This window comes from Mycolicibacterium iranicum, assembly GCF_002101705.1.
Taxonomy (GTDB): domain Bacteria; phylum Actinomycetota; class Actinomycetes; order Mycobacteriales; family Mycobacteriaceae; genus Mycobacterium; species Mycobacterium iranicum.
The window spans coordinates 69,670-91,961 of the sequence record NZ_LQPC01000018.1; the positions used below are offsets into that span (position 1 = coordinate 69,670).

The following is a 22,292-nucleotide window of genomic DNA, read 5'->3' on the forward strand; positions in this document are numbered from 1 at the left end:
TTTGCTCCGCGGGATTCAATGCCCGGGCGGTGAAAGGAGGGCCGGCAGTTGAGCGACATCACCGACCGGGTGCGGGTCCGTTTACGCGAACACTTTGCGCGCTACGGCGTCACGGCGGATCCGGACGAGGCGAGCGTCACCTTCCTCGGGACCGACCGCATCGGCGTCCTGCGTTTTGCGGGGCCCGGAGATGGTGCAGTGCACTATGTCTCGCTCGGTTGTTCATCGCATCCGATGGTCGACCCGGCCGAGATGGTCGCCGACCCCGTCGCGGGTCCACGGGCCGAGGTTGTGGTCGCGTTGCGGGGGCCCTCGCCCGCCGGCCTGTCACGTTCGGTGGCCGTGGTGGCCGCGGCCCCCGCGGTCGAGGGGCTGATTCTTGCACCCGATGCGCTGATCGACCTGGAGATGCCGCTGTGGGAGGGTGCGCCCTTCACCGCATTTCTGTTGGGGCACAGCGACATCGACGATGTGGATCTCCCGGAGCCGATGTCGCCAGTTGAGGTGTTGTCGGCAATTCCCATCACAGCGACGGAGGCCGCATGGGTGCGGCTCAAAGGTGCCGACGCGATGAGGCAGGCGTGGGTGCAGGACGGGGTCGATCCGACGGACCCACGGCGGCGAGCCGCCAGTCCGACCTGAGCGGCGAGCCGCCAGTCCGACCTGAGCGGCGAGCCGCCAGTCCGACCTGAGCGGCGAGCCGCCAATCCGGCCTGAGCGGCGAGCCGCCAATCCGGCCTAAGCGGCGAGCCGCCAATCCGGCCTGAGCGGCGAGCCGCCAATCCTGCGATATAGGGGTCAGAGCCAGTTGTTGCGCCGGAAGTTTCGGTAGAGCACGAAACACACCGTCGTCATCACCAGCAGGACCATCGGGTAGCCGAAGGTCCAGTGCAATTCGGGCATGTGGTCGAAATTCATGCCGTAGATGCCGGCCATCGCGGTCGGCACCGCGGCGATCGCGACCCACGCCGAGATCTTGCGCATGTCGACGTTCTGCTGCATCGCGACCTTGCCGAGGGCGGCCTGCACCAGTGAGCTGAGGAGTTCGTCGTAGCTGGCGATGCGTTCGGAGGCTTTGATCGTGTGGTCTAGGACGTCGCGCATGTAGCGTCGGATCTCGACGTTGATGAGGTCGTCGTGGTCGGTGCCGATGCGTTGCAGGTCGGTGGCCAGCGGGCCGATCGCCCGGCGGAGTTCGACGACTTCCCTTTTCAGTAGGTAGATGCATTCGATGTTGGTTTGCGACCGCGGGGAGAAGATGTCTTCTTCCATCGCGTCGATGTCGTGTTCGATCAGGTCGGTCACGTCGAGGTAGGTGTCCACGACGTGGTCGGCGATGGCATGCATGACCGAGTACGGCCCCAGCCGGAGGTTGTCCGGAGAGGCTTCGAGGTGCTTGCGCACGCCGGCCAGTCCGCCGTGTTCGCCATGGCGCACGGTGACGACGAAGTCGCTGCCCACGAAGATCATGATTTCGCCGGTTTCCACGATCTCGCGGGCGTTGGTTATCGACTCGTGCTCGACGTAGGTGACCGTCTTGAGGACCAGGAACAGCATTTTGTCGTAGCGCTCGAGTTTGGGTCGCTGGTGGGCGTGCACCGCATCCTCGACGGCCAGTTCGTGCAGGCCGAACACATCGGCGACGGATTGCATCTGGTGTTCGTCGGGTTCGTGCAGGCCTATCCAGACGAAGGCGCTCCTGCCTTCGGCTTCGATCTCGTGCACCTTGTTCAGCGCCGCGGCGTGGGTGTACTTGCCGGGCAGACGGGTGCCGTCGCAGTACACGCCGCAGTCGACAACCGACTGGGAGACCGGGACGTGAATGCGGCTGGCATCGGGCCCTTCGACGTGGCCGAGTGCCCGTGCCCGTGACGCTTGTTTGACCAGCGAGGGCGGAAGTGCACGGAAAGAAGCCATGATCCGACCTCCTCATCCCGGTGTAGGCGCTGGTCATGCCCGTTCGGGCGTACCGGTGAATCGTACGCGCTGCACGGGGCCTGATCTGCTCACCGCGGGGGAACCCATTCCTGTGAGTTTGTATGGTCGGTTACCCTGACGCCCGTGGCCGAATTGACGCGCACTCCGCAGGTTGTCATCGAAGACAACGAGATTTTCGAGGCTCACGAGGGCGGCAAGCTCTCGGTCGATCTGAAATCGCCACTGGACACCCAGCGGGCGTTGTCGATCGCGTACACCCCCGGGGTAGCGCAGGTCAGCCGAGCCATCGCGTCGGATGCGACGCTGGCCAAGAAGTACACGTGGGCGCACCGACTGGTGGCCGTCGTCAGCGACGGCAGCGCCGTGCTCGGGCTCGGGGACATCGGCGCCTCGGCGTCGCTTCCTGTGATGGAGGGCAAGAGCGCGCTGTTCAAGACGTTCGGCGGCCTGGATTCCATCCCGATCGTGCTCGACACCAAGGATCCCGACGAGATCGTCGAAACACTCATCCGGCTCCGTCCCTCGTTCGGCGCGGTCAATCTCGAGGACATCTCCGCGCCGCGGTGTTTCGAGATCGAGCGCCGCGTGATCGAGGCCCTGGATTGCCCGGTCATGCACGACGACCAGCACGGCACCGCGATTGTCGTCCTGGCCGCGCTGCACGGCGCGGCCAAGGTCCTCGACCGTGACATGCACGAGCTTCGGGTGGTGATCTCGGGGGCCGGGGCAGCGGGGGTGGCGTGTGCGAACATCCTGCTCGCCAAAGGCATTTCCGACATCACCGTGCTGGATTCCAAGGGCATCGTCCACTCCGGCCGTAGTGACCTGAATCCGTTCAAGGCCGAGCTGGCGGGCCGTACCAATCCTGCCGGTCGCACCGGTGGTCTCGCGGAAGCACTCGACGGGGCCGACATGTTCCTCGGGTTGTCCGCGGGTGTGGTGCCGGAGGAGATCATCGCGACGATGGCGCCGAACGGGATCGTCTTCGCGTTGTCGAACCCCGATCCCGAGATCCATCCCGACGCGGCGCGCAAGCACGCTGCCATTGTCGCCACGGGGCGCAGCGATTTCCCGAACCAGATCAACAATGTGCTGGCGTTCCCGGGTGTCTTCCGCGGCGCACTCGACGCGGGCGCCCGCCGCATCACCGAGAAGATGAAAGTGGCTGCGGCAGAGGCGATTTTCTCCGTCGTCGGCGACGAGCTGGCGGTCGACCACATCGTTCCGAGCGCACTGGATCCGCGGGTCGGTCCGGCAGTTGCCGCGGCTGTCGCTGCCGCATCCGAGGACTGAGTCGGCTGAGCCGCGCGCGTAGCGTTGTCCAACTGATCGTCGCGGCTCTCGTCGCGGCTGGTTGCGGTGGGCACTCCGCCGCGCCGTCGATCCCTGTCGGGGCTCCCGCGGACCCTGAATCGCAACTGGTCGCGCAGCTCTACGCGTCGGCGCTGCGCTTCTATGGCAATCCGGCCCACGTGGTAACGACGGACGACCCGCTGGGCGGATTGGACGCGGGCGAAGTGCGCGTGGCACCGGGGTTCACCGGCCGGCTGTTGATGCGGTTCGCGCCGGATTCGGCGGCGCGCGCCGATGTTCAGGTCTACCGAACGTTGTTGTCGGCGTTGCCGGAAGGCATCGCGGCCGGTGACTACACGACGTCCGCAGAGGACAAGCCGGCGGTCGCGGTGACCGAGCGGACCGCCGATGCATGGGGCGGCCGCGATGTGTCGGTGATGGCACGCCGTTGCGGCGACATCGCGATCGGAGCGGTGAGCTCCGTGCAGCGGCCCGATTCGCTCGGGACGTGCGCATTGCCGAAGGTGCGCGAATTCGCCGACGACGACGCGATGTTCGACGCGTTGCGGGCGGGCCGCATCGACGCGGCGTGGACGACGACCGCAGCGCCTGACGTGCCGTCGGAGGCGGTGGTGCTGTCGGACAAGACCTCGCTGATCCGGGCCGAGAATCTGGTGCCGCTGTACCGGCGCAATGAGCTGACCGAGTCGCAGGTCCTTGCGCTCAACGAGATCGCGGGCGTGCTGGACACCGGCTCGCTGGCGGATATGCGCAGGCAGGTCGCCGAGGGCACCGAGCCCGGCTTGGTGGCAGGTCAGTGGCTCGAAGAGCACCCGCTCGGCGTCGGCAACTAGTCACCTCTGCACCGCGAGCGCGCGTGTCCGCACGCCGACACGCCGCGATTGGTGTCCGTCCGCGCGCTCTCGTCGCAGTCGAGCGTGCTTATCTTGTCGGCGGGGTCAGCCGAGCGACGACCTTCGGGAACACGCTTTGGTAGTTCGCGCCAATTGCCCGGATGACGATTTCGAACATTTTGGCGTCATTGCCGATCAGGATGCGAGCCTTGTTCTTGCGCACTCCGTCAAGAATGACCTTGGCGGCTTTCTCCGGTGTCGTGCTGGCCAGCTTCTTGTCGAACGTCTTGGCCAGTTCATCGGCGTCGATACCCTCGGCAGCTGTGGCGTTGCGCGCGATCGCAGTCTTGATGCCGCCGGGATGCACACAGGAGACCTTTACCGGATGTCCGGCCAGCGCCATCTCCTGTCGCAGGGCTTCGGTGAAGCCGCGGACAGCGAACTTGGCCGAGTTGTAGGCAGCTTGCCCGGGCACGGAGAACAGCCCGAAGACGCTGGAGACGTTGACGACGTGTCCGTCGCCTGACGCGATGAGGTGGGGGAGGAACGCTTTGGTGCCGTTGACGACGCCCCAGTAGTCGACGTCCATCACCCGTTCCATGTCCTTGAAGTGGCTGATTTCGATGTCACCGGTGAACGCGATGCCCGCGTTGTTGTAGATCTGGTTGACCTTGCCGAAATGGTCGGCGACGGCGTCGGCGTACTGCAGGAAGTTCTCGCGCTCGGTGACGTTGAGGCGGTCCGACTTGACCTTGGCGCCGATGGCTTTCAGACGTTCCTCGGTGACGGCGAGGCCTTCGGTATCGACATCGCTGATCGCGACGTGTGCCCCGGAGCGACCGAGCTCCACAGCCAGTGCCTGGCCGATGCCCGAGCCGGCGCCTGTCACAACGGCAACTTTTCCGGCGAAGCCCTGCATGTGCACTCCTCGGTTGTTCTACGCGTGTTGAGTGAGGGTGAGCCTACCCGGTACCCGAGGTCCCGAATATGGCCGGGGTCACACGACGACAAGGGCCGGTGAGCACCCCCCAGCGCTCACCGGCCCCTTCTCAGGTGAGCCGCCTATTCGGTCGGGCTGTCGGCTCCATCGCTGCCGTCGTTCCCGGCTTTGCCCTGGTCACCTTGGGCCCCGGCTTTACCGCCGGAGCCATCCGTGCCTTTGCTGCCGAAGATGCCGCCCCGACCTCCGGAGCCACCGGTGGGGTTGCCCGCGCCTCCGGCACCTCCGACCCCGCCCAGGCCGCCCTTCCCGCCCTTTCCTCCCTTACCGCCGAAGGTCTCCGAGTCGGAGGGGTTGTTGCCGCCGTCGCCGCCATTGCCGCCATTGCCACCGGTCGCGCCGGTGCCCCCCTTGCCGCCGTCGCCGCCGCTGCCCCCGGCGCCGCCGTTGCCGCTGACAAAGCCGCCGCTGCCGCCTTTGCCGCCGACACCTCCGCTGCCTCCATTCCCGCCGGTCGCACCTGCACCGCCGTTACCGCCGTTTCCACCGTTGCCGGGAAACTCCCTGGTCGTCGCACCGACGCCGAGGCCGCCGTCTCCGCCGTTGCCTCCGCGCGCCCCGGTGCCCCCCAATCCGCCATCGCCGCCGTTCCCGCCGTACGAGGCCTGGCCGACGTCGCCGTTGCTGTTGCCGATGCCGCCCCGACCGCCGTTTCCGCCGGGGGCGCCGGCGCCGCCGACCCCGCCCTGCCCGCCGTCGCCTGCCAGAGCGGTCCCTTCGTCCTGGTTGTTCGAATCGCCCCCTTGGCCGCCGTCCCCACCTGCCTGGCCGGCCACGCCGTTCATGCCGGGTCCCCCGCTTTGGGCCCTGTTTTCGCCACCCACCTGGAAGATCACCTCGACCGAAGCGCCGTCCTGACCCTTGCCCGCCTTGGTCGGTGGGTCCAACGGTGTCGGGTTCACACCCGCCGCTCCGATCGCGCCCACCCCTCCATTGCCACCTGCGCCGCCGTTGCCGAAAAGCTGTGCGCTGCCGCCGTTTCCGCCTGCGCCGCCGCCGATCCCGCCGTTTCCGCCGTCGCCACCGTTGCCGCCGAAAAGACCACCGCGGCCGCCGTCGCCGCCGGCCTGCCCCGCGAGGCCGTCGCCCCCGCGCCCGCCATTACCCCAGAGGATGCCGCCGTCGCCACCGTCCTCACCGGCAGCGCCGTCGAGGCCGTTACCGATCAGCCATCCGCCGTCACCGAACATGGGTCGCATCGGTGCGGCGGTGGGAGCACTTTCGGCATCCGGCGAATTACTGCCGGACAGGTTCAGCGCAGTCGCCTGGGTGGCCCGGGCGGAGAAAGTCGTCGGACCGCTCAGGCGCAAAAGCGCGCCTGCGTCCTCCATGGACAGCAACGGACTCGACGTGTCGGAGGACGGCCGGACGGAAAAGAGCGCCGATGCCGGCTCCGACGCCACGCGGCCCGTCCCCGATGAGCTGTCAACGATCTTCGGGCCGACCGGAATTCCGAGAGCCGTGAGAAGAATCGGTGCCGCCGGCGCGGACGACGCATCCCTGACCATCGGTGCGTGCGTCTGCGGCGGGGCCGGTGTGGTGGACGCGTCCGAGATCGACGCGATGGCACCGCCAAACGCCAGCGCGCCGACGGCCGCCGCCGCCGTCAGCGACGTTCTCGTGGTACTTCTGCGGCCTTCCACACAGTGTGATTCGTGCGCCGTAACGGACATGGCAACCCCCATGGATTGGTCGATGACGTGTGTCGTCGCCAAAAATAGGTGCGATTGCAACGGATCGATTGAGTAGTGCGCTACCCCAATTTCGGTCGAATGACAGAAGCGCGGGTACGTACCGACACCACTGTCCGCGTAATGCCCGCAACCCGTTCGACGACAATCAAGGCATGACGTTGAAGTACCCCGCGGTCGCTGCGCTCGTCGCCTCGGCCGCCGTCGCCGCCACGATGTCCGCGGCCCCGGCGCAGGCCGATCCCACGACGGACGCGTTCTTGTCCACGCTGCAGCACTACCGACTGGGCGACATCGATCCGGCGACCGCCGTGCGGGTGGGCCAGACCGTGTGCCCGATGCTCTCCGAGCCCGGTCAGAACGCCGCCAACGTCGCGGCTGACATCGCCGACGACCTCGGGCGTCCGTTGGGTCCGGCCACGATGTTCACCGGATTGGCGATCTCGATCTTCTGCCCCCGCGCGGTGAACGCGCTGACCGACGGGGTTCCGTTCTCGTTCTTCCGGTGAGTGCCGCCGCTCGACGGCCGTGACCGCGCGCGCAATGTACGCAGGTCACGGCGCGTCGGCGTGCAAACACGCGCGCTCGCGGTGCGACGGGTGCTACTTGGCGAACGCCTCGTCGATGATCTCCTGCTGCTCCACGGCGTGAACTTTCGACGAACCCGACGACGGCGCCGACATAGCCCGCCGCGAGATCCGCTTGATACCGCCCAGCTTGTCGGGCAGCACCTCGGGCAGCGTCAGCCCGAACGTCGGCCACGCACCCTGATTGGCCGGCTCTTCCTGCACCCAGAAGAACTGCTCGGCATTCGGGTAGCCGTCCAGCGTTTCGTTGAGCCGACGCTTCGGCAGCGGGGCGAGCTGTTCGATCCGCACGATCGCCACGTCGTCGCGATCGTCCTTCTTCTTGCGGGCCGCCAACTCGTAGTAGAGCTTGCCGCTGGTCAACAGGATCCGCGTGACCTTCGACCGGTCGCCGGTGCCGTCTGAGTAGGTCGGCTCCTCCAGGATCGAGCGGAACTTCTGCTCGGTGAAGTCACGGATGTCGCTGACAGCCGCCTTGTTGCGCAGCATGGACTTCGGCGTGGCCACGATCAGCGGCCGGTGGATGCCGTCGAGCCCGTGGCGGCGCAGCAGGTGGAAGTAGTTCGCCGGCGTGGACGGCATCGCGATGGTCATCGACCCTTCGGCCCACAGCAGCAGGAACCGTTCGATGCGGGCCGACGTGTGGTCGGGCCCCTGTCCCTCGTGGCCGTGCGGCAGAAGCAGCACCACGTCGGAGAGCTGCCCCCATTTCGCCTCACCGGAGCTGATGAACTCGTCGATGATCGACTGTGCCCCGTTGACGAAGTCGCCGAACTGCGCTTCCCACAACACCAGTGCGTTCGGGTTGCCGACGGAGTAGCCGTACTCGAACCCGACCGCCGCGAATTCCGACAGCGCCGAGTCGTACACCATCAGCTTGCCGCCGGTCGGGTTTCCGTCGGAGTCCACGGTCAGCAGGTCCAGCGGCGTGAACTCCTTGCCGGTCTGCCGGTCGATGATCACCGCGTGGCGCTGGGTGAACGTGCCGCGACGGGTGTCCTGCCCGGAGAACCGGATCGTCTTGCCTTCGGCCAGGAACGTGCCCAGCGCGAGCAACTCGGCGAAGGCCCAGTCGACCTTGCCCTCGTAGGCCATCTCGCGACGCTTCTCCAGCACCGGCTTGACGCGCGGATGCACGTTGAAGTCGTCGCCGAACGCGAGGTGCGCATCACCGATGCGGGCCAGCAGCGCCTTGTCCACCGCGGTGTTCATGCCCGCCGGCACCATCTGGTCGGATTCCACTGACGCGCTGGGCTCGATCTCGTGCTTTTCGAGTTCGCGCACCTCGTTGAAGACCCGCTCGAGCTGTCCCTGGTAGTCGCGCAGGGCGTCTTCGGCTTCCTTCATCGAGATGTCGCCGCGGCCGATGAGGGCTTCGGTGTAGGTCTTGCGCACGCCGCGCTTGGTGTCGATGACGTCGTACATGTACGGCTGCGTCATCGACGGGTCGTCGCCCTCGTTGTGACCGCGCCTGCGGTAGCACAGCATGTCGATGACGACGTCCTTCTTGAACTTCTGACGGAAGTCGACGGCCAGCTTGGCCACCCACACCGCGGCCTCCGGGTCGTCACCGTTGACGTGGAAGATCGGCGCGCCGATCATCTTGGCGACGTCGGTGCAGTACTCCGAGGATCGCGAGTCGTACGGCGATGTGGTGAAACCGATTTGGTTGTTGACGATGATGTGGATCGTGCCGCCGGTGCGGTAGCCCCGCAGCAGCGCCAGGTTCAGCGTCTCGGCCACCACACCCTGACCCGCGAAGGCGGCGTCGCCGTGCAACATCATCGGGACCACGGTGAAACCGTCGGGGCCGGCCCCCTTGTCGAGGATGTCCTGCTTGGCCCGCACGATGCCTTCGAGCACCGGGTCGACGGCCTCCAGGTGGCTGGGGTTGGCCACCAGCGAGACGGAGATGTCGTTGTCTCCGAACATCTGGATGTAGGTGCCGTTGGCGCCGAGGTGGTACTTCACGTCGCCGGAGCCGTGCGCCTGCGACGGGTTCAGGTTGCCCTCGAACTCGGTGAAGATCTGGCTGTACGGCTTTCCGACGATGTTGGCCAACACGTTGAGGCGGCCACGGTGCGGCATGCCGATGACGACCTCGTTGAGCCCGTGCTCGGCGCACTGGTCGATGCCCGCGTCCATCATCGGGATGACGGTCTCCGCGCCCTCCAGCGAGAACCGCTTCTGCCCAACGTATTTGGTCTGCAGGAAGGTCTCGAAGGCCTCGGCCGCATTGAGCTTGCTCAGAATGTACTTCTGCTCGGCGACCGTCGGCTTCTCGTGCTTGACCTCGATGCGTTCCTGCAGCCACTGCTGTTGCTCGGGCTCGAGGATGTGGGTGTACTCGACGCCGATGTGGCGGCAGTACGCATCACGCAGCAGGCCGAGGATGTCGCGCAGCTTCTTGTGGGTCTGGCCGGCGAAACCGTTGACCTTGAACTCGCGGTCGAGGTCCCACAGTGTCAACCCGTGGGTGTTGATGTCGAGGTCGGGGTGGCTGCGGAAGCGGGTCTTGTCCAGTCGCAGCGGATCGATGTCGGCCATCAGGTGACCGCGATTACGGTATGCCGCAATCAATTCGATGACGCGGGCGTTCTTGTCCTCGATGGAGTCCGGGTTGTCGATGCGCCAGCGGACCGGCTCGTAGGGAATGCCGAGTTCGCGGAAGATCTCGTCGTAGAACTCGTCGTCGAGCAGCAGCGTGTGGATGGTCCGCAGGAAATCGCCGGACTCGGCGCCCTGAATGATGCGGTGGTCGTAGGTCGACGTCAGCGTGATCAGCTTGCCGACGCCGAGTTCGGCGATGCGCTCCTCGCTGGCGCCCTGGAACTCCGCCGGGTACTCCATGGCGCCCGCACCGATGATCGCGCCCTGTCCCTGCATCAGGCGCGGCACCGAGTGCACGGTGCCGATGGTGCCGGGGTTGGTCAGCGAAATCGTCACGCCTGCAAAGTCTTCGCCCGTCAGCTTGCCGTCGCGGGCGCGCCGCACGATGTCCTCGTAGGCAGCGATGAACTGACCGAAGCGCATGGTCTCGCAGCCCTTGATGGCGGCGACGACTAGCGCGCGCTTACCGTCCTTGCCGGGCAGGTCGATCGCCAGACCCAGGTTCGTGTGCGCGGGCGTGACCGCGTTCGGCTTCCCGTCGACCTCGGCGAAATGCCGGTTCATGTTCGGGAACTTCTTGACCGCCTGCACGATGGCATAGCCCAGCAGGTGGGTGAACGAGATCTTGCCGCCGCGGGTGCGCTTGAGGTGGTTGTTGATGACGATGCGGTTGTCGATCATCGCCTTGGCCGGGATGGCCCGCACGCTGGTGGCGGTCGGCACCTCCAGCGAGGCGGACATGTTCTTGACGACGGCCGCCGCGGCGCCCCGAAGCACCTGACTCTCGTCGTCGCCGGAGACGCTGACGGGCTGCTTGGCCTTCGGGGCGGGCTCGGTTTTCTCAGCGGCCTTCTCAGCGGCCTTTTCGGGGGCCTTCTTGTCGGGCTTCGGTTGTGCCTTCTCCGGAGTCTTGGCCGCGGGCTTCTCCGACTTCGCCGGCTGGGCCGAGGTGCCGTTGCTGCTGGCGGGCTTCGGGGCCGGAGCCGGTTCGGGCGGAGAGGTCGGCTTGCCGTTCGACCTGACGGGGGCTTCGTTGGTGGGTTCAGGGGAGTAGTCGACGAGGAATTCGTGCCAACTCGGGTCAACCGACGACGGATCCTCGCGGAACTTGCGGTACATCTCTTCGACCAACCACTCGTTCTGACCGAATGGTGAAGGTGAGCTCACGGCTGCTATTCGCCTCAATTCTTCGCTTCGGGCCGACGCCCCGCGGCAGCCGGCCCCCCTTTGTTCAACCCGGTGTGCGGTTACCCCGCTGTTTCCGCCGCATCAAGGCTAGCGCTTTCGGTAGGGCCCAGACCACGCAACGTACTTATGGTCTTATCGGTCACAGCCCATCAGTGGTCGAGCGGTCGTGAACGAGGGATGAACGGTCGCTGACGCGCCGGATCTACTCGCCCGGGGCCGGAAGCAGATGCAGGGCTGAGGGCCACCGAGCGGGCGGGTTACCGAACGCTTGGTGGGCGTTGGCGACGATCTTCTTGCCCATCAGCCGGTTGCCGACACCGCCGACGACGGCCCCGATCCCGACTGGTAGCAACTTGCCGAATGCCAGGGCGCCGCGCTTGAGCGCATAGCGCTTGACGAAGTAGCGCAGCAACCGCGAGTTCAGCTGCGACAGTGCGGGCAGCGGCAGGGTGGCGGCACCATCGGACACCCAGGCGCCGCTGGTGCGCCCGGGGCCGAGCAGATCGGCCACGGCGCGCCTGCTGTCCTCGCCGACAAGGACGGACAGCACCAGCGCGCGGCGCCGTTCCCGGTGTTCGGCGGGGATGCCGTGCACTTCGGCCATAGCGAGCACGTACAGCGCGGTGGCCTCCAGGAACACGACGGTCTCACCGGCGACGGCCGACATTGCCACGAGCGTGCCGATCCCCGGATAGGCGGCCGCCGACCCGACGGCGGCGCCGCTGGCCATGACGGTGGCCATGTACTGCGTGTCCAGCTTGCGCTGAATCTCCGCGGGCGTGGCACCGGGGTTGTGCTGGCGCAAACGCTCCACGTAGGCCCGCACAGCGGGACCTTGCACGCGGGCTCCGCGCTCAAGAATCTGGGAGAGCACCTTGGCGGCGACGCCCGGATCTTCGTCGGGCACTGCGGGCACCTGCTTGTTGGTTCGTGACCTGGCACTCATGAGCGCTACCTCCCTGTGAACCTGATTTCAGGCTAACGCCTGTGAAACGAATGGCGATCGACGCCGCGTGCCCGAACGTGATCGCAGTCACTCTTCGCGAAATGGGGAAGAAAATATTGGGAAGCGTCGCTAATCATTTCCATGGCAATATCCCGGGTTGTGGAAGTGAGGCACCAGGACACCGATTCGCCGACGGCGGTTGCCGCCGCTGTGCCTGATCAACCCCGGACGCCTGATCAACCCCGGACGCCTGATCAACCCCGGACGCCCAATCGCAACAAGATGATCGTCGTCCTCGGCCTACTCGTCGCTCTGGGCCCGTTGACCATCGACATGTATCTGCCGGCGCTGCCGAAGATCGCGGACGAACTGAACGTCTCATCGTCGGTCGCCCAGCTGACGCTGACCGGTACGCTCGCCGGCCTCGCGATCGGACAGCTGGTCATCGGCCCGCTGTCCGACTCGCTCGGGCGTCGCAAGCCGTTGTTCGCCGGGATCGTGCTGCACATGCTCGCGTCGCTGCTGTGCCTTTTCGCGCCCAACATCGCGACCCTCGGTGTCGCCCGCGGCCTGCAGGGCATGGGTGCGGCGGCCGGCATGGTCGTCGCGATCGCAGTCGTCGGCGACCTCTACAAGGACAACGCGGCGGCGACGGTGATGTCGCGGTTGATGCTGGTGCTCGGGGTCGCTCCCGTCCTGGCGCCGTCGCTGGGCGCGGCGGTACTGCTGCGCGGATCGTGGCACTGGGTGTTCGCCGCGCTCGTCGTCGTCGCAGGTGCTCTGCTGCTGATGGCCGTGCTCGCCTTACCCGAGACGCTTCCTGCTGACCATCGGCGTCCGCTCAAGGTGAAGGGCATCGCCGCCACCTATCTCGAGCTGCTCCGCGACATGCGTTTCGTGATCTTGGTTATCGTCGCCGCGCTCGGAATGTCGGGGCTGTTCGCCTACATCGCGGGTGCGTCCTTCGTGCTGCAGGGCCGCTTCGGTCTCGATCAGACGGCATTCGCGTTGGTGTTCGGCGCCGGGGCGATCGCCCTGATCGGCACCACCCAGTTCAACGTCGTGCTGTTGAAGCGGTTCACGCCGCAACAGATCATGCTGTGGGCTCTGGTGGCGGCTTCGGTGTTCGGCGCGGTGTTCGTGGCTCTGGCCGCGGCCCATGTCGGCGGCCTCTACGGTTTCGTCATCCCGGTGTGGCTGATCCTGGCCGCGATGGGGCTGGTCATCCCGAATGCGCCTGCCGTCGCGCTGACGCGTCATCCCGATGCGTCGGGCACCGCGGCGGCACTTCTGGGCGCCGTGCAGTTCGGGGGTGGTGCGGCCATCGCTCCTGTGGTCGGCGTACTCGGCAACGACGAGCTGGCGATGGCTGTGGTGATGGCCGCGGGAGTGATCGTCGCGCTGGCCGCGTTGTTGCTGACCGGTGTGCACCGCGTCACGGATTCCGCCCGCGTCCCCGCTGAGGCGCTTGCCGAGCCTGCCTGACCGCTCTGATGCGCCCTCACTGACTTGTCGGGACACCGCCCGGACCGTAGCGTCGGGCCGAAATGTACTTCTCCCGATTGACTTTCAGCTGACTATGCGATGTCCGAGAACATGATTCCGCCTGCCCGGGGCGCCAACCCCTGGCACGCGTTGTGGGCACTGCTGATCGGGTTCTTCATGATCCTGGTCGACGCCACGATCGTGCCCGTCGCCAATCCGGCAATCATGGCGCATCTGGGTGCCGGTTATGACGCGGTCATCTGGGTCACGAGCGCCTACCTGCTGGCCTACGCCGTGCCACTTCTGGTGGCCGGCCGGCTGGGTGACAGGTACGGACCCAAGAATATGTACCTGGCCGGCTTAGCGGTGTTCACGGCCGCCTCGCTGTGGTGCGGGCTCGCCGACTCGATCGGGACGCTCATCGCGGCACGCGTGGTCCAGGGTGTGGGCGCGGCGCTTCTGACGCCGCAGACGATGACGGTCATCACCCGCACGTTCCCGCCGCACCGCCGCGGCGTGGCGATGAGCGTGTGGGGCGCCACCGCAGGGGTGGCGACACTGGTCGGCCCGCTTGCCGGCGGTGTCCTGGTCGACACGCTGGGCTGGCAGTGGATCTTCATCGTCAACGTCCCCATCGGCGTCCTTGGAATGGCGATGGCGGTCTGGCTCGTGCCCGCCCTGCCGACCCAGCGCAATCAGCGGTTCGACGTGCCGGGCGTTGTGCTGTCGGGGGTGGGGCTGTTCCTGATCGTGTTCGGGCTGCAGGAAGGCCAGTCGCATGACTGGGCACCGTGGATCTGGGCCACGATGGGCGTCGGCATCGCCGTCATGGCGGCGTTTGTGTACTGGCAGTCGATCAACACCGGCGAGCCGTTGATCCCGCTGATGATCTTCCGCGACCGCAACTTCTCGATGTCGAACGTCGGGGTGGCGACGATCGGGTTCATCGTCACCGGCATGATCCTGCCGCTGATGTTCTACGCCCAGGCGGTCTGCGGCCTGACTCCGACGCGTGCCGCGCTGCTGACTGCGCCGATGGCCGTTGCGACCGGTGTCCTCGCACCGTTCGTCGGCAGGCTCGTCGACCGGTCGCACCCGCGGTCGGTCATCGGCTTCGGCTTCGCGATCGCGGCGATCGGGCTGACCTGGCTGTCGATCGAGATGACGCCGAATACGCCGATCTGGCGGCTGGTCCTGCCGTTGACGGTGATGGGCGCCGCGATGGCGTTCATCTTCTCGCCGCTGGCGGCGACCGCCACGCGGAGCCTGCCGCCGCACCTGGCTGGGGCGGGTTCGGGCGTCTACAACACGACGCGTCAGGTCGGCTCCGTCCTCGGCAGCGCAGGGATGGCCGCGCTGATGGCGTCGGAGCTGTCGGCGAAGATCCCCGGCGCGGCGGATGCGTCGCAGGCCGAGGGGCAGGTCTCGCAACTGCCCGAGTTCCTGCAACCGCCGTTCGCCTCGGCGATGTCGCAGGCGATGCTGCTGCCGGCCTTCGCCGCACTCTTCGGCGTCGTCGCCGCGCTCTTTCTGCTGCCGTTCCTCGCCGCCCCCACGCAGAGCCCCCGGGGACCGGAAGAGCCGCACGAGCCCTACGACCCCGACCACGAACTGTATTGGGCCGACGGGGAAGACGAGTACCTCGAATACGAGGTGACGTGGCAGCACCACGAACCCCACCAGCCGGCACCGTCCGACGCGCTCGCCGACACCGATGTGCTCGACTCCGTCACCGAGCCGATGCGCGAGGAGTACCGGCCGGAGCAACCTGCCGCCGCTCCGTCGGCCAAGCAGGAGTGGCGCAGCATTCTCGATCAGCTGCTCGACGAACCAGTGCACGACACGAACGGGCACGCGCACAACGGATTCCACCTCGCCGACGGCTTCGACGGTCGGGAAGACGGTCAGGATCGTCCCACCGGCAAGCACTCGCGCGGCTAGGTGCTGCCCATCAGAGCGATCAGTTCGTCGTTGGTCTTCTTCAAAGCGACTGCGAGCGCACCCATCGCCTTGTCGCGCACCCGCTCTTTGCCGGGCGGAAACACGGGGAAGAGATCGCGTGCGGCATTGAGGCGAGCAGTCTTCAGCCACGCCATCAGCTCGTCGTCGCGCACCCACCGCAGCGTCGCGACGTTGTCCTCCAACGTCTGCCGCAGGTAGTCGATCGGCGCGTCGGGGTGGACGATCGGCGTGCAGAGTTCGTTGCGGGTGGTGTCGTCGCCGTAGGTCGTCTCGACATGCGCGATGAACGCCGAACTGAACACCTGCTGACAACTGCGGACGCTCTGCAGCGTGATCCGGTCTCCGTCGAACACCGGCACCGACGGTGGACGCGGCAGTCCCTGGGTGGTGCTGTCGACGTACAGCGACGGGGTCGCCGGGACCGATCCGCCGGTGAGCCGGATCTGATGGTGTTCGACATGTTCGAGATGACCGAGGCGTACCACGTCCTCGATGAGCCGCAGGTGGTCCAACTCACGACGCGACACAATCGCGCAGTGGTACATCGTTGGTGTCACGGCCGGGTCGAGGCGGAAGAGAACCTCGGCCGTCTCGAGTCTTTCGAAGAGGTCTTCCGAGGAAGTCGCTTCGGAGATCGCCTGCGCCCGAGCCGCTATCGATGCTCGGAGCGTTTTGGCGAACTCCGGACCGGGCTGCACGTTGGCCCGGTTGAGCAGCCACGAGTCACGGGGTTTGATCCAGCGCAGTCTGTCGGCCGCGACGCCGTTGCGCAGCAGCCACAGGCAGCAGTCCATGCCGGTCTTGCCGCCGCCGACGATCGTGAAGTGCTCGTGTTCGGCGGCGCGGCGGGGGAGGTCGTTGGGGGGTATCACGGTGATCCCGTCGGCGACCGAGAACGGGGCCGATCTCATCGACTGCACGACGGTGAGCAGATAGGTCGCGTCGACGGTGCGTCGCCGCACGGTCACGGTGTGCTCTTCGCCGTCGAGGGTGCGAATCCTGTTGTCGCCCAGGTAGCGGGTCATCGGGAAGTAGGTGAGACGTCCGGTCGGCAGCATGTGGTTGCGCATCACCTCGTCGTAGTAGGCGCAGACCTCGTGGCCGGTGGCGAGTTCGAAGAAGCCTTCGTTGAAGCCGGCGCGGTCGATCATGTGCTCGTTGCCCAGCGGCCGCGAGTTCACGCCGTAGAAGGCCGACGGCTGATGCAGCCGGACGAACGGATACACCGAGTTCCAATGCCCGCCGGGCTGGTGGTTCTCGTCGACGAGCACGATCGTCGCGTCGCTTTCGGCGAGCAAGGTGTCGACGAACGCCATGCCCATCGCGCCTGCGCCGACGACGAGGTAGTCAGCTTCAATGCTGGTCATCTCGCGCCACGCTACCTGTCAGCTGAACAAGACCGCGCGATTGAGGTACCCGGTGGGGTCGAGGGCGTTCTTGAGGACGCGCATCGCCGCGATGTCGGCATCGGTGCGCGCCATCGACAGGTAGTCACGTTTGCGGGTCCCGACGCCGTGCTCGGAGCTGACGTTGCCGCCGTGGCCGGCGATCAGTGCCATCATGGCCGAGTAGAGCTCACGCTCGGCGTCGCCGGTGAGCGCGCAGCGCACGATGTTGAGGTGGAGGTTGCCCTCGCCGATGTGGCCGAACAGCACGGGGATCGCGTCGGGGGCATGCTCGGCGATCAGGCGGGCAGCGTCATCGGAGAAAGCGTGGATGGCTGAAAGCGGAAGCGACACATCGAATTTCAACGGCGGACCGTAGACGCCTAGCACCTCGGCGACAGCCTCGCGGACCTGCCACAGCCGTTGCTGGGCGTTCGCGTCGACACCGACGGCGGGTTCGTCTGACAACTCGGCGTCCTCGAGGGCGTCGGCCAACCGCTCGGTGAGGTCGGTCTCGCCGGCGAGTTCGATCAGCAGCTGCCATGCGCCCTGCACGGGGGCTGAAACTCCGACGTGCTCGGCGGTCAGCGCGCTGGCTCTGGCGTCGATCAGCTCCAGCGCCGCAACGCCCTCCATGTCGCGGAAAACCCGTCCGGTCGCGATGAGCGCGTCCAGATCGGCGAAACCGCAGATGGCCGTGACGCGTTGGCGGGGTGTGGGATGCAGGCGCAGATCCAGCGCCGTGATGACCCCGAGAGTGCCCTCGGCGCCGACGAACAGCGAGGCCAGGTCGTAACCGGTGTTGTCGCTGCGCACCTGGCTGTGCCGGTGGACCACCGAACCGTCGGGCAGCACGACGTCGAGCCCGATGACCTGTTCGCCCATGTTCCCGTAGCAGACCGTGCGCAACCCGCCCGCGTTCGTCGACGCCATTCCGCCCACGGTGGCCGTGTCGCGCGCGGCGAGGTCGACCCCGAACACCAGACCGGCCGCGGTGGCCGCGCGTTGCACATCGGCCAGCGTCGCCCCGGCGCCGACCCTCAGGCGCCGCTCCACCACGTCGACCTCGCCGATGTCGCGCAACCGTTCCGTCGAGAGCAGGACGTCGTCATGCTCGGGCACCGTGCCCGCCACCAGCGACGTGCGGCCACCCTGCACGGTGACGCTGACACCCGCCGCGCGGCACTCGCGCAGCACTGCCGCCACCTCATCGGTCGATCCCGGCCGCACCAGGGCCGACGCGTGTCCGCGATACCTGCCGGTGTGGTCGACAGACCGCCCGTCCAGCACGTCGCTGTCGGTGGTCACGTAGGCCGCCCCGACGATCGTGGCGAGCCGTTCCATCAGAGCCTGGGTCACTGGCCCGGTGTATCACAGTCCGTCAGGCAGAGGAACGAGCCCAACTCGACCAGCCGATCCGGCGTTCCCGGCAAGTACTCGGTCAGCTGATCGGAGCGCACGATCACCGCGAGATACTTGGCCCTGCTCACCGCCACATTGAGGCGATTCCTGTTGAGCAGGAACGCGATTCCGCGCGGCACGTCGTCGATCGAGGACGCCGTCATCGACACGAACACCACCGGGGCCTGCTGCCCCTGGAACTTGTCGACGGTGCCCGCGCGCACGTCGCTCAAGCCCGCGGCCTCCAGACGGCGACGAACCAGGACCACCTGCGCGTTGTACGGCGTGACCACCAGGACATCGCCCTGAGCCAGCGGACGCGTGCCCGACTCGTCGGTCCACGGCGTGCCGAGCAGCCGCACAATCTCGGCGACGATCGCGTCGGCCTCCTCCGGGCTCTCGGTCGCGTTCCCGAGATGGCTGACGCTCAATGTCCGGACGCCGGGCGCCACACCGTCGAGGCGGCGCGCGGCAGTGACTGCCTCGTGCGAATGCAGCCTGCGGTCGTAGGAGAGCCGTGACACTGCTCTGCAGACATCGGGATGCATGCGGAAGGACAGGTCGAGGAAGTAGCCGCGTTCGGGCGGCAGCGTGTGATGCCCGTCGACGAGCCAGCCGAGCGCCGACCCGTCGACGGGTTCGGGATGGGTGCCCTGGCTGACTTGGGGTAGCTGCTGCGGATCGCCGAGCAACAGCAAGTTGCGCGCCGCGCGGGACACCGCGACGGTGTTGGCGAGGCTGAACTGGCCGGCCTCTTCGATGACCAGCAGGTCGAGGCTGTCGCGCTCGAACTTGTTGGCGTTGGCGAAATCCCACGCCGTGCCGCCGACGACGCATCCGTCCTGACAGATGAACGTCGCGAAGTCGTCGCGATCCAGCTCCGTCCACCCGGTGCTCACGGTGTGCAGCTTCTTGCCCACCCGCGTTCCGTCGACGCCGGCGTCCATGATGCCGGCGAACAGGTTCTCCACCACCGCGTGCGACTGTGCGACCACGCCGATCGACCAGTGGTGCTCGGTGACCAGCGCCGCGATCACCTGTGCCGAGGTGTAGGTCTTGCCGGTGCCCGGCGGACCGTGCACGGCGAGGTAGGACGAGTCGAGGTCGAGCAGCGCGCCGGTGATGTCGGCGACGACGTCTCCGGTGCGGGGCAGGGCGGCGCCGCTGCGGGTGCGGGGCCGACGCCGCAGCAGGATGTCGGTCAGCGCGTCGGCGGGCAGGTTCGGCAGACCGGCGGCCATCAGCGCCGCGGTGTCGGCGATCGCGTCCTGCAGCGTGGTGGTGCTGATCGGTGGCCCTGGAGTCAGTGCGAACGGCACCTGGTCGAACGTCGGCGCAAGATTCGGGCCGTCCTTGGGTTGCCGCTCGACGATGAGGACCTCGGTGGGCGCCTCGGGGTCGTCGCAGCCGGCGACGGTCACCGGGCCGAAGCCGCGCCGGTCCGGGTCGTCGGTCAACCCGGCTGGTGACGGCGGGTCGTAGAGGGCGTACATCTCGTTCGCGAGTTCGCCGTTGGCGATCTCGCCGAACAGCCGGACATGGCGCTGCGGCTTGCGTGCCCTGGGCGGCTTGTGCCAGTCGGCGACGATCTCGTGGCCCTCGGCGATGAACACGTCGCTGTCGTCGGCCCATTCGTCAACCGGATTGTTGATCCGGTCGAAGTGCGCCCACCAGAACGGCTTGTCCTCCCGCTTGTGAAAACCTTTGGCGGCAGCCATCATCGCGGCCGCAGATTGTTCGGGGGTGCGGCTGTCGATCCCGTCGCCGGCGAATTTGAGTAGCCTGCGTTCGACATCGTCTGGTTCCGCGGCGACGCGCTCGGTGCTGACGACGACGGGTCCGCGCGGCGGGACACCGGATTCGATGGCCCGGGCCATCAGCCAATCGCGCAGCCTTCGCGTCGAACGGCAGTCGTAGCGGTTGTACTCCTCGATCTCCTTGAGCACGGTCGCCGCCTCGTCGGTGCGGCCCTCGTCGCGCAGCTCGCAGTATCGGGCGTACTCGGTGATCGACGCGGTGGCCGTGGTGACCTCACCGTCGCGCAGCTCGTTGCCCATGTACAGCGGCTCGAGCGATTTGATGCTGTAGTTCTCGGTGCCGACCCGAATACTCTTGCGCACCAACGGATACAGGTCGACAAGCACACCGTCGCGCAGCAGCTCGTCGACCTCGTGCTCGCCCACGCCGTAGCGGCCCGCCAGCCGCAGCAGTGTGCTCTTCTCGTAGGCCGCGTAGTGATAGACGTGCATCCGGGGATAGCGGCGTCTGCGCTTGCGCACGAAGGCGAGGAACTCTTTGAGGGCCTGACGTTCCTCGGCGCGGTCGTGGGCCCAGAAGGGTTGGAACTCATCGCCGACCGTGAGCACACCCCACAGGTATTCGAGTCCCCACTCATGCCCGTCGGTGGTCCACAGCGGGTCGCCCTCGAAGTCGAAGAACAGGTCGCCCTTGTCGACGTCGGGAAGCACCATCAGCGGCTGCGCATCGACGAGCTCGTACGGCGGTTTCACGTTGCCGTTCTCGACGACTCTGTCGGCGATCTGCAGCCGCGCTTGCGATTTCAGCGCAGCGACGGTGCGGGTCGACAGTTCGGGCACCCGGCCCTCGTGCGCGGCGAGTTCACCGACGGTCGTGATGCCGGCGTCGAGGAGGCGGGCCCGCTGGCTGACCCGCATCCCGGCCACCAGCAGCAGGTCGTTGTGCTCACGGACTTTTGCTTCGCACTCTGCGCAGCGGAAGCACGCCCGCACAAGCTCGTCCTCCCACGCCACTGCTCTGCCGCTGGCGAGGTGATCGTCGAGGAGCCGTTGCAGTGCGTCGCGGCGCGGCCGGTACACCGGCAGCAGTTCGTCGACGGCGTAGCTGGCCACCGTGCTGTCACCCAGTATGAGATCGACTTCGGAAGCCACCGAAACGCCTGCGGCAGTGAGGGTTTCAATGTAGGCCGCCATTTGCAGCAGTGCCTCGACCTTGACCGAGCGGGCGAGCTTGGTATCGCGCAGCCGATACCGTTGCCCGTCCTCGAGCACCAGGAAGTCGGCGAAGCCGGCGAAACGCCCGTCGAACATGGCGGCCTGATAGATGACGGGTGCGCGGTCCTCGATTGCGCGCCTGGTCTGCTCCGCCGCGGCGGTCAGCCCCGCGACGGTGTACTTGGGCCTGCCGATGATCGCGACGTCGGACTCCAGCCGCAGCTCAGCGAGGTGGCGCTGCTCATGCTCGTCACCCAGGCTTGCGGTACGGGCCAGCAGTTCGTCGTCACCTGAGACGTCCGGCCCCCAGCCCAGCCTCGCATCGAACGAGCGCAGCAGCGCGTACTCGCAGCGCGCCGCTGCGGCGAGGTCGGAGGCGCTGTAGATGACGCGGTCTTCGCCCGCGTCGGTGGCGACGAACACGCAGCCACTGTAGGCGCTTCCACCGACACCCTGACGCCTCGCGAAACCGCCACCACCGTAGTGCGCGGCGCCGTTTTACGACGCTGAGTGCGGTTTCGCGAAATGGCAGCGGAAAGTCAGCCGGGCGTGTTGCCGATCAACTCGACCCCGCTGCCGTTCCAGCGGAACTTGACCACGCTGTCGAGCCCGGGCACACCGCCGGAGAACTTCAGCGCGACCGTGTCGCCGGTGGTCTGCGTGGCGTCGAGACCGTTGAAGCCGTAGGTGTCGGGCACGCCGGTGGGAATGAACTTGCCCTGGTGGAACAGCAACGCGCGTGTATTCGGATTGTCCGAGTTGGTGTTGGCCTTGATGATGACCGCCGACAGCTGCGCGCACTCGTTGTAGTTGCCCGCCAGCGGTTCGGGATTCCAGGCCTGGTTGCTTCGCGGGTCGCGGGGCAGTTCGGACACGGCCCTCGCGATCTCCGGCGCCGCCAGATTGGTGGCGCACGGATCGTCGGCGGGGGCGGGCCCAGGCGGGGGTCCGGTGGGCTGAGCGGGCGGCGGAGCGGCGGG

At 67.1% G+C, this 22,292-nt stretch carries 15 protein-coding genes; 6 read left to right on the forward strand and 9 right to left on the reverse strand.

Translation table 11 applies throughout. The features are described 5' to 3' along the window. The first annotated feature begins 48 nt into the window (after nucleotides 1-48). Nucleotides 49-642, forward strand: coding sequence for a suppressor of fused domain protein (locus tag AWC12_RS03550; RefSeq protein ID WP_085172435.1), 594 nt, complete (start codon nucleotides 49-51; stop codon nucleotides 640-642). A gap of 156 nt (nucleotides 643-798) precedes the next feature. On the opposite strand, the gene corA is transcribed toward AWC12_RS03550, so the two are convergent. Further along, entirely contained in the window at nucleotides 799-1,917 is a 1,119-nt protein-coding gene (gene corA, locus AWC12_RS03555; RefSeq protein WP_085172437.1) for a magnesium/cobalt transporter CorA, read from the reverse strand. A gap of 144 nt (nucleotides 1,918-2,061) precedes the next feature. Between corA and AWC12_RS03560 the strand changes: the two genes are divergently transcribed. Together AWC12_RS03560 and AWC12_RS03565 are read left to right on the forward strand one after the other, a co-directional pair. After that, nucleotides 2,062-3,231, forward strand: coding sequence for an NAD(P)-dependent malic enzyme (locus tag AWC12_RS03560; RefSeq protein WP_024449158.1), 1,170 nt, complete (start codon nucleotides 2,062-2,064; stop codon nucleotides 3,229-3,231). Beyond that, the gene (locus AWC12_RS03565) at nucleotides 3,228-4,085 is read left to right on the forward strand and encodes a glycine betaine ABC transporter substrate-binding protein (RefSeq protein WP_085172438.1); all 858 of its coding nucleotides are present in this window, start codon (nucleotides 3,228-3,230) and stop codon (nucleotides 4,083-4,085) included. Before AWC12_RS03560 ends, AWC12_RS03565 begins: the two co-directional genes overlap by 4 nt. Before the next feature lie 88 nt (nucleotides 4,086-4,173). Here AWC12_RS03565 and AWC12_RS03570 read toward each other — a convergent pair whose 3' ends face one another. Together AWC12_RS03570 and AWC12_RS30985 are read right to left on the reverse strand one after the other, a co-directional pair. After that, nucleotides 4,174-5,004, reverse strand: coding sequence for an SDR family NAD(P)-dependent oxidoreductase (locus AWC12_RS03570; protein ID WP_024449160.1), 831 nt, complete (start codon nucleotides 5,002-5,004; stop codon nucleotides 4,174-4,176). A 143-nt stretch (nucleotides 5,005-5,147) separates the two neighbouring features. Continuing rightward, nucleotides 5,148-6,758 (reverse strand): hypothetical protein, encoded by a 1,611-nt coding sequence (locus AWC12_RS30985; protein WP_165762764.1) that lies wholly within the window; start codon nucleotides 6,756-6,758, stop codon nucleotides 5,148-5,150. Nucleotides 6,759-6,931: 173 nt separating this feature from the next. Here AWC12_RS30985 and AWC12_RS03585 point away from each other — a divergent pair, with 173 nt between their 5' ends. Continuing rightward, on the forward strand, nucleotides 6,932-7,285 hold the full coding sequence (locus AWC12_RS03585) for a DUF732 domain-containing protein (RefSeq protein WP_024449163.1): 354 nt from the start codon (nucleotides 6,932-6,934) through the stop codon (nucleotides 7,283-7,285). Nucleotides 7,286-7,378: 93 nt separating this feature from the next. On the opposite strand, the gene AWC12_RS03590 is transcribed toward AWC12_RS03585, so the two are convergent. Both AWC12_RS03590 and AWC12_RS03595 read right to left on the reverse strand, forming a co-directional pair. Beyond that, nucleotides 7,379-11,092 (reverse strand): multifunctional oxoglutarate decarboxylase/oxoglutarate dehydrogenase thiamine pyrophosphate-binding subunit/dihydrolipoyllysine-residue succinyltransferase subunit, encoded by a 3,714-nt coding sequence (locus AWC12_RS03590; RefSeq protein WP_234813819.1) that lies wholly within the window; start codon nucleotides 11,090-11,092, stop codon nucleotides 7,379-7,381. A gap of 271 nt (nucleotides 11,093-11,363) precedes the next feature. Continuing rightward, nucleotides 11,364-12,107: a hypothetical protein gene (locus AWC12_RS03595; RefSeq protein ID WP_085172442.1), complete on the reverse strand. Its 744-nt coding sequence runs from the start codon at nucleotides 12,105-12,107 to the stop codon at nucleotides 11,364-11,366. A gap of 141 nt (nucleotides 12,108-12,248) precedes the next feature. On the opposite strand from AWC12_RS03595, the gene AWC12_RS03600 reads away from it, so the two are divergent. Next, nucleotides 12,249-13,592, forward strand: a complete 1,344-nt coding sequence (locus tag AWC12_RS03600) for a multidrug effflux MFS transporter (protein WP_420087677.1) — start codon at nucleotides 12,249-12,251, stop codon at nucleotides 13,590-13,592. Between the two features lie 99 nt (nucleotides 13,593-13,691). Further along, complete coding sequence (locus AWC12_RS03605) at nucleotides 13,692-15,533, forward strand: MFS transporter (protein WP_085172444.1); 1,842 nt, start codon at nucleotides 13,692-13,694, stop codon at nucleotides 15,531-15,533. Here AWC12_RS03605 and AWC12_RS03610 read toward each other — a convergent pair. From AWC12_RS03610 to AWC12_RS03625, 4 genes are all read right to left on the reverse strand, one after another. Continuing rightward, a complete protein-coding gene (locus AWC12_RS03610) occupies nucleotides 15,530-16,921 on the reverse strand; it encodes an NAD(P)-binding protein (protein ID WP_085172446.1) in 1,392 nt (463 codons plus the stop codon). The two genes, AWC12_RS03605 and AWC12_RS03610, sit on opposite strands and share 4 nt — an antisense overlap. 18 nt (nucleotides 16,922-16,939) lie before the next feature. Next, the gene (locus AWC12_RS03615) at nucleotides 16,940-18,298 is read right to left on the reverse strand and encodes an FAD-binding oxidoreductase (protein WP_024449169.1); all 1,359 of its coding nucleotides are present in this window, start codon (nucleotides 18,296-18,298) and stop codon (nucleotides 16,940-16,942) included. Beyond that, nucleotides 18,295-21,735, reverse strand: coding sequence for a TM0106 family RecB-like putative nuclease (locus tag AWC12_RS03620; protein ID WP_085172448.1), 3,441 nt, complete (start codon nucleotides 21,733-21,735; stop codon nucleotides 18,295-18,297). The genes AWC12_RS03615 and AWC12_RS03620 overlap by 4 nt, the downstream gene beginning before the upstream one ends. 116 nt (nucleotides 21,736-21,851) lie before the next feature. Continuing rightward, nucleotides 21,852-22,292: LppP/LprE family lipoprotein (locus AWC12_RS03625; RefSeq protein WP_085172462.1), on the reverse strand; the 441-nt coding region annotated here is incomplete at its 5' end.

What these genes read in the sequence shown, in the direction of transcription:
- corA (WP_085172437.1), bottom strand. Translation starts at nt 1,917, where the DNA reads ATGGCTTCTTTCCGTGCACTTCCGCCCTCGCTGGTCAAACAAGCGTCA.
- AWC12_RS03570 (WP_024449160.1), bottom strand. Translation starts at nt 5,004, where the DNA reads ATGCAGGGCTTCGCCGGAAAAGTTGCCGTTGTGACAGGCGCCGGCTCG.
- AWC12_RS30985 (WP_165762764.1), bottom strand. Translation starts at nt 6,758, where the DNA reads ATGTCCGTTACGGCGCACGAATCACACTGTGTGGAAGGCCGCAGAAGT.
- AWC12_RS03585 (WP_024449163.1), top strand. Translation starts at nt 6,932, where the DNA reads ATGACGTTGAAGTACCCCGCGGTCGCTGCGCTCGTCGCCTCGGCCGCC.
- AWC12_RS03590 (WP_234813819.1), bottom strand. Translation starts at nt 11,092, where the DNA reads ATGTACCGCAAGTTCCGCGAGGATCCGTCGTCGGTTGACCCGAGTTGG.
- AWC12_RS03595 (WP_085172442.1), bottom strand. Translation starts at nt 12,107, where the DNA reads ATGAGTGCCAGGTCACGAACCAACAAGCAGGTGCCCGCAGTGCCCGAC.
- AWC12_RS03600 (WP_420087677.1), top strand. Translation starts at nt 12,249, where the DNA reads ATGGCAATATCCCGGGTTGTGGAAGTGAGGCACCAGGACACCGATTCG.
- AWC12_RS03605 (WP_085172444.1), top strand. Translation starts at nt 13,692, where the DNA reads ATGTCCGAGAACATGATTCCGCCTGCCCGGGGCGCCAACCCCTGGCAC.
- AWC12_RS03610 (WP_085172446.1), bottom strand. Translation starts at nt 16,921, where the DNA reads ATGACCAGCATTGAAGCTGACTACCTCGTCGTCGGCGCAGGCGCGATG.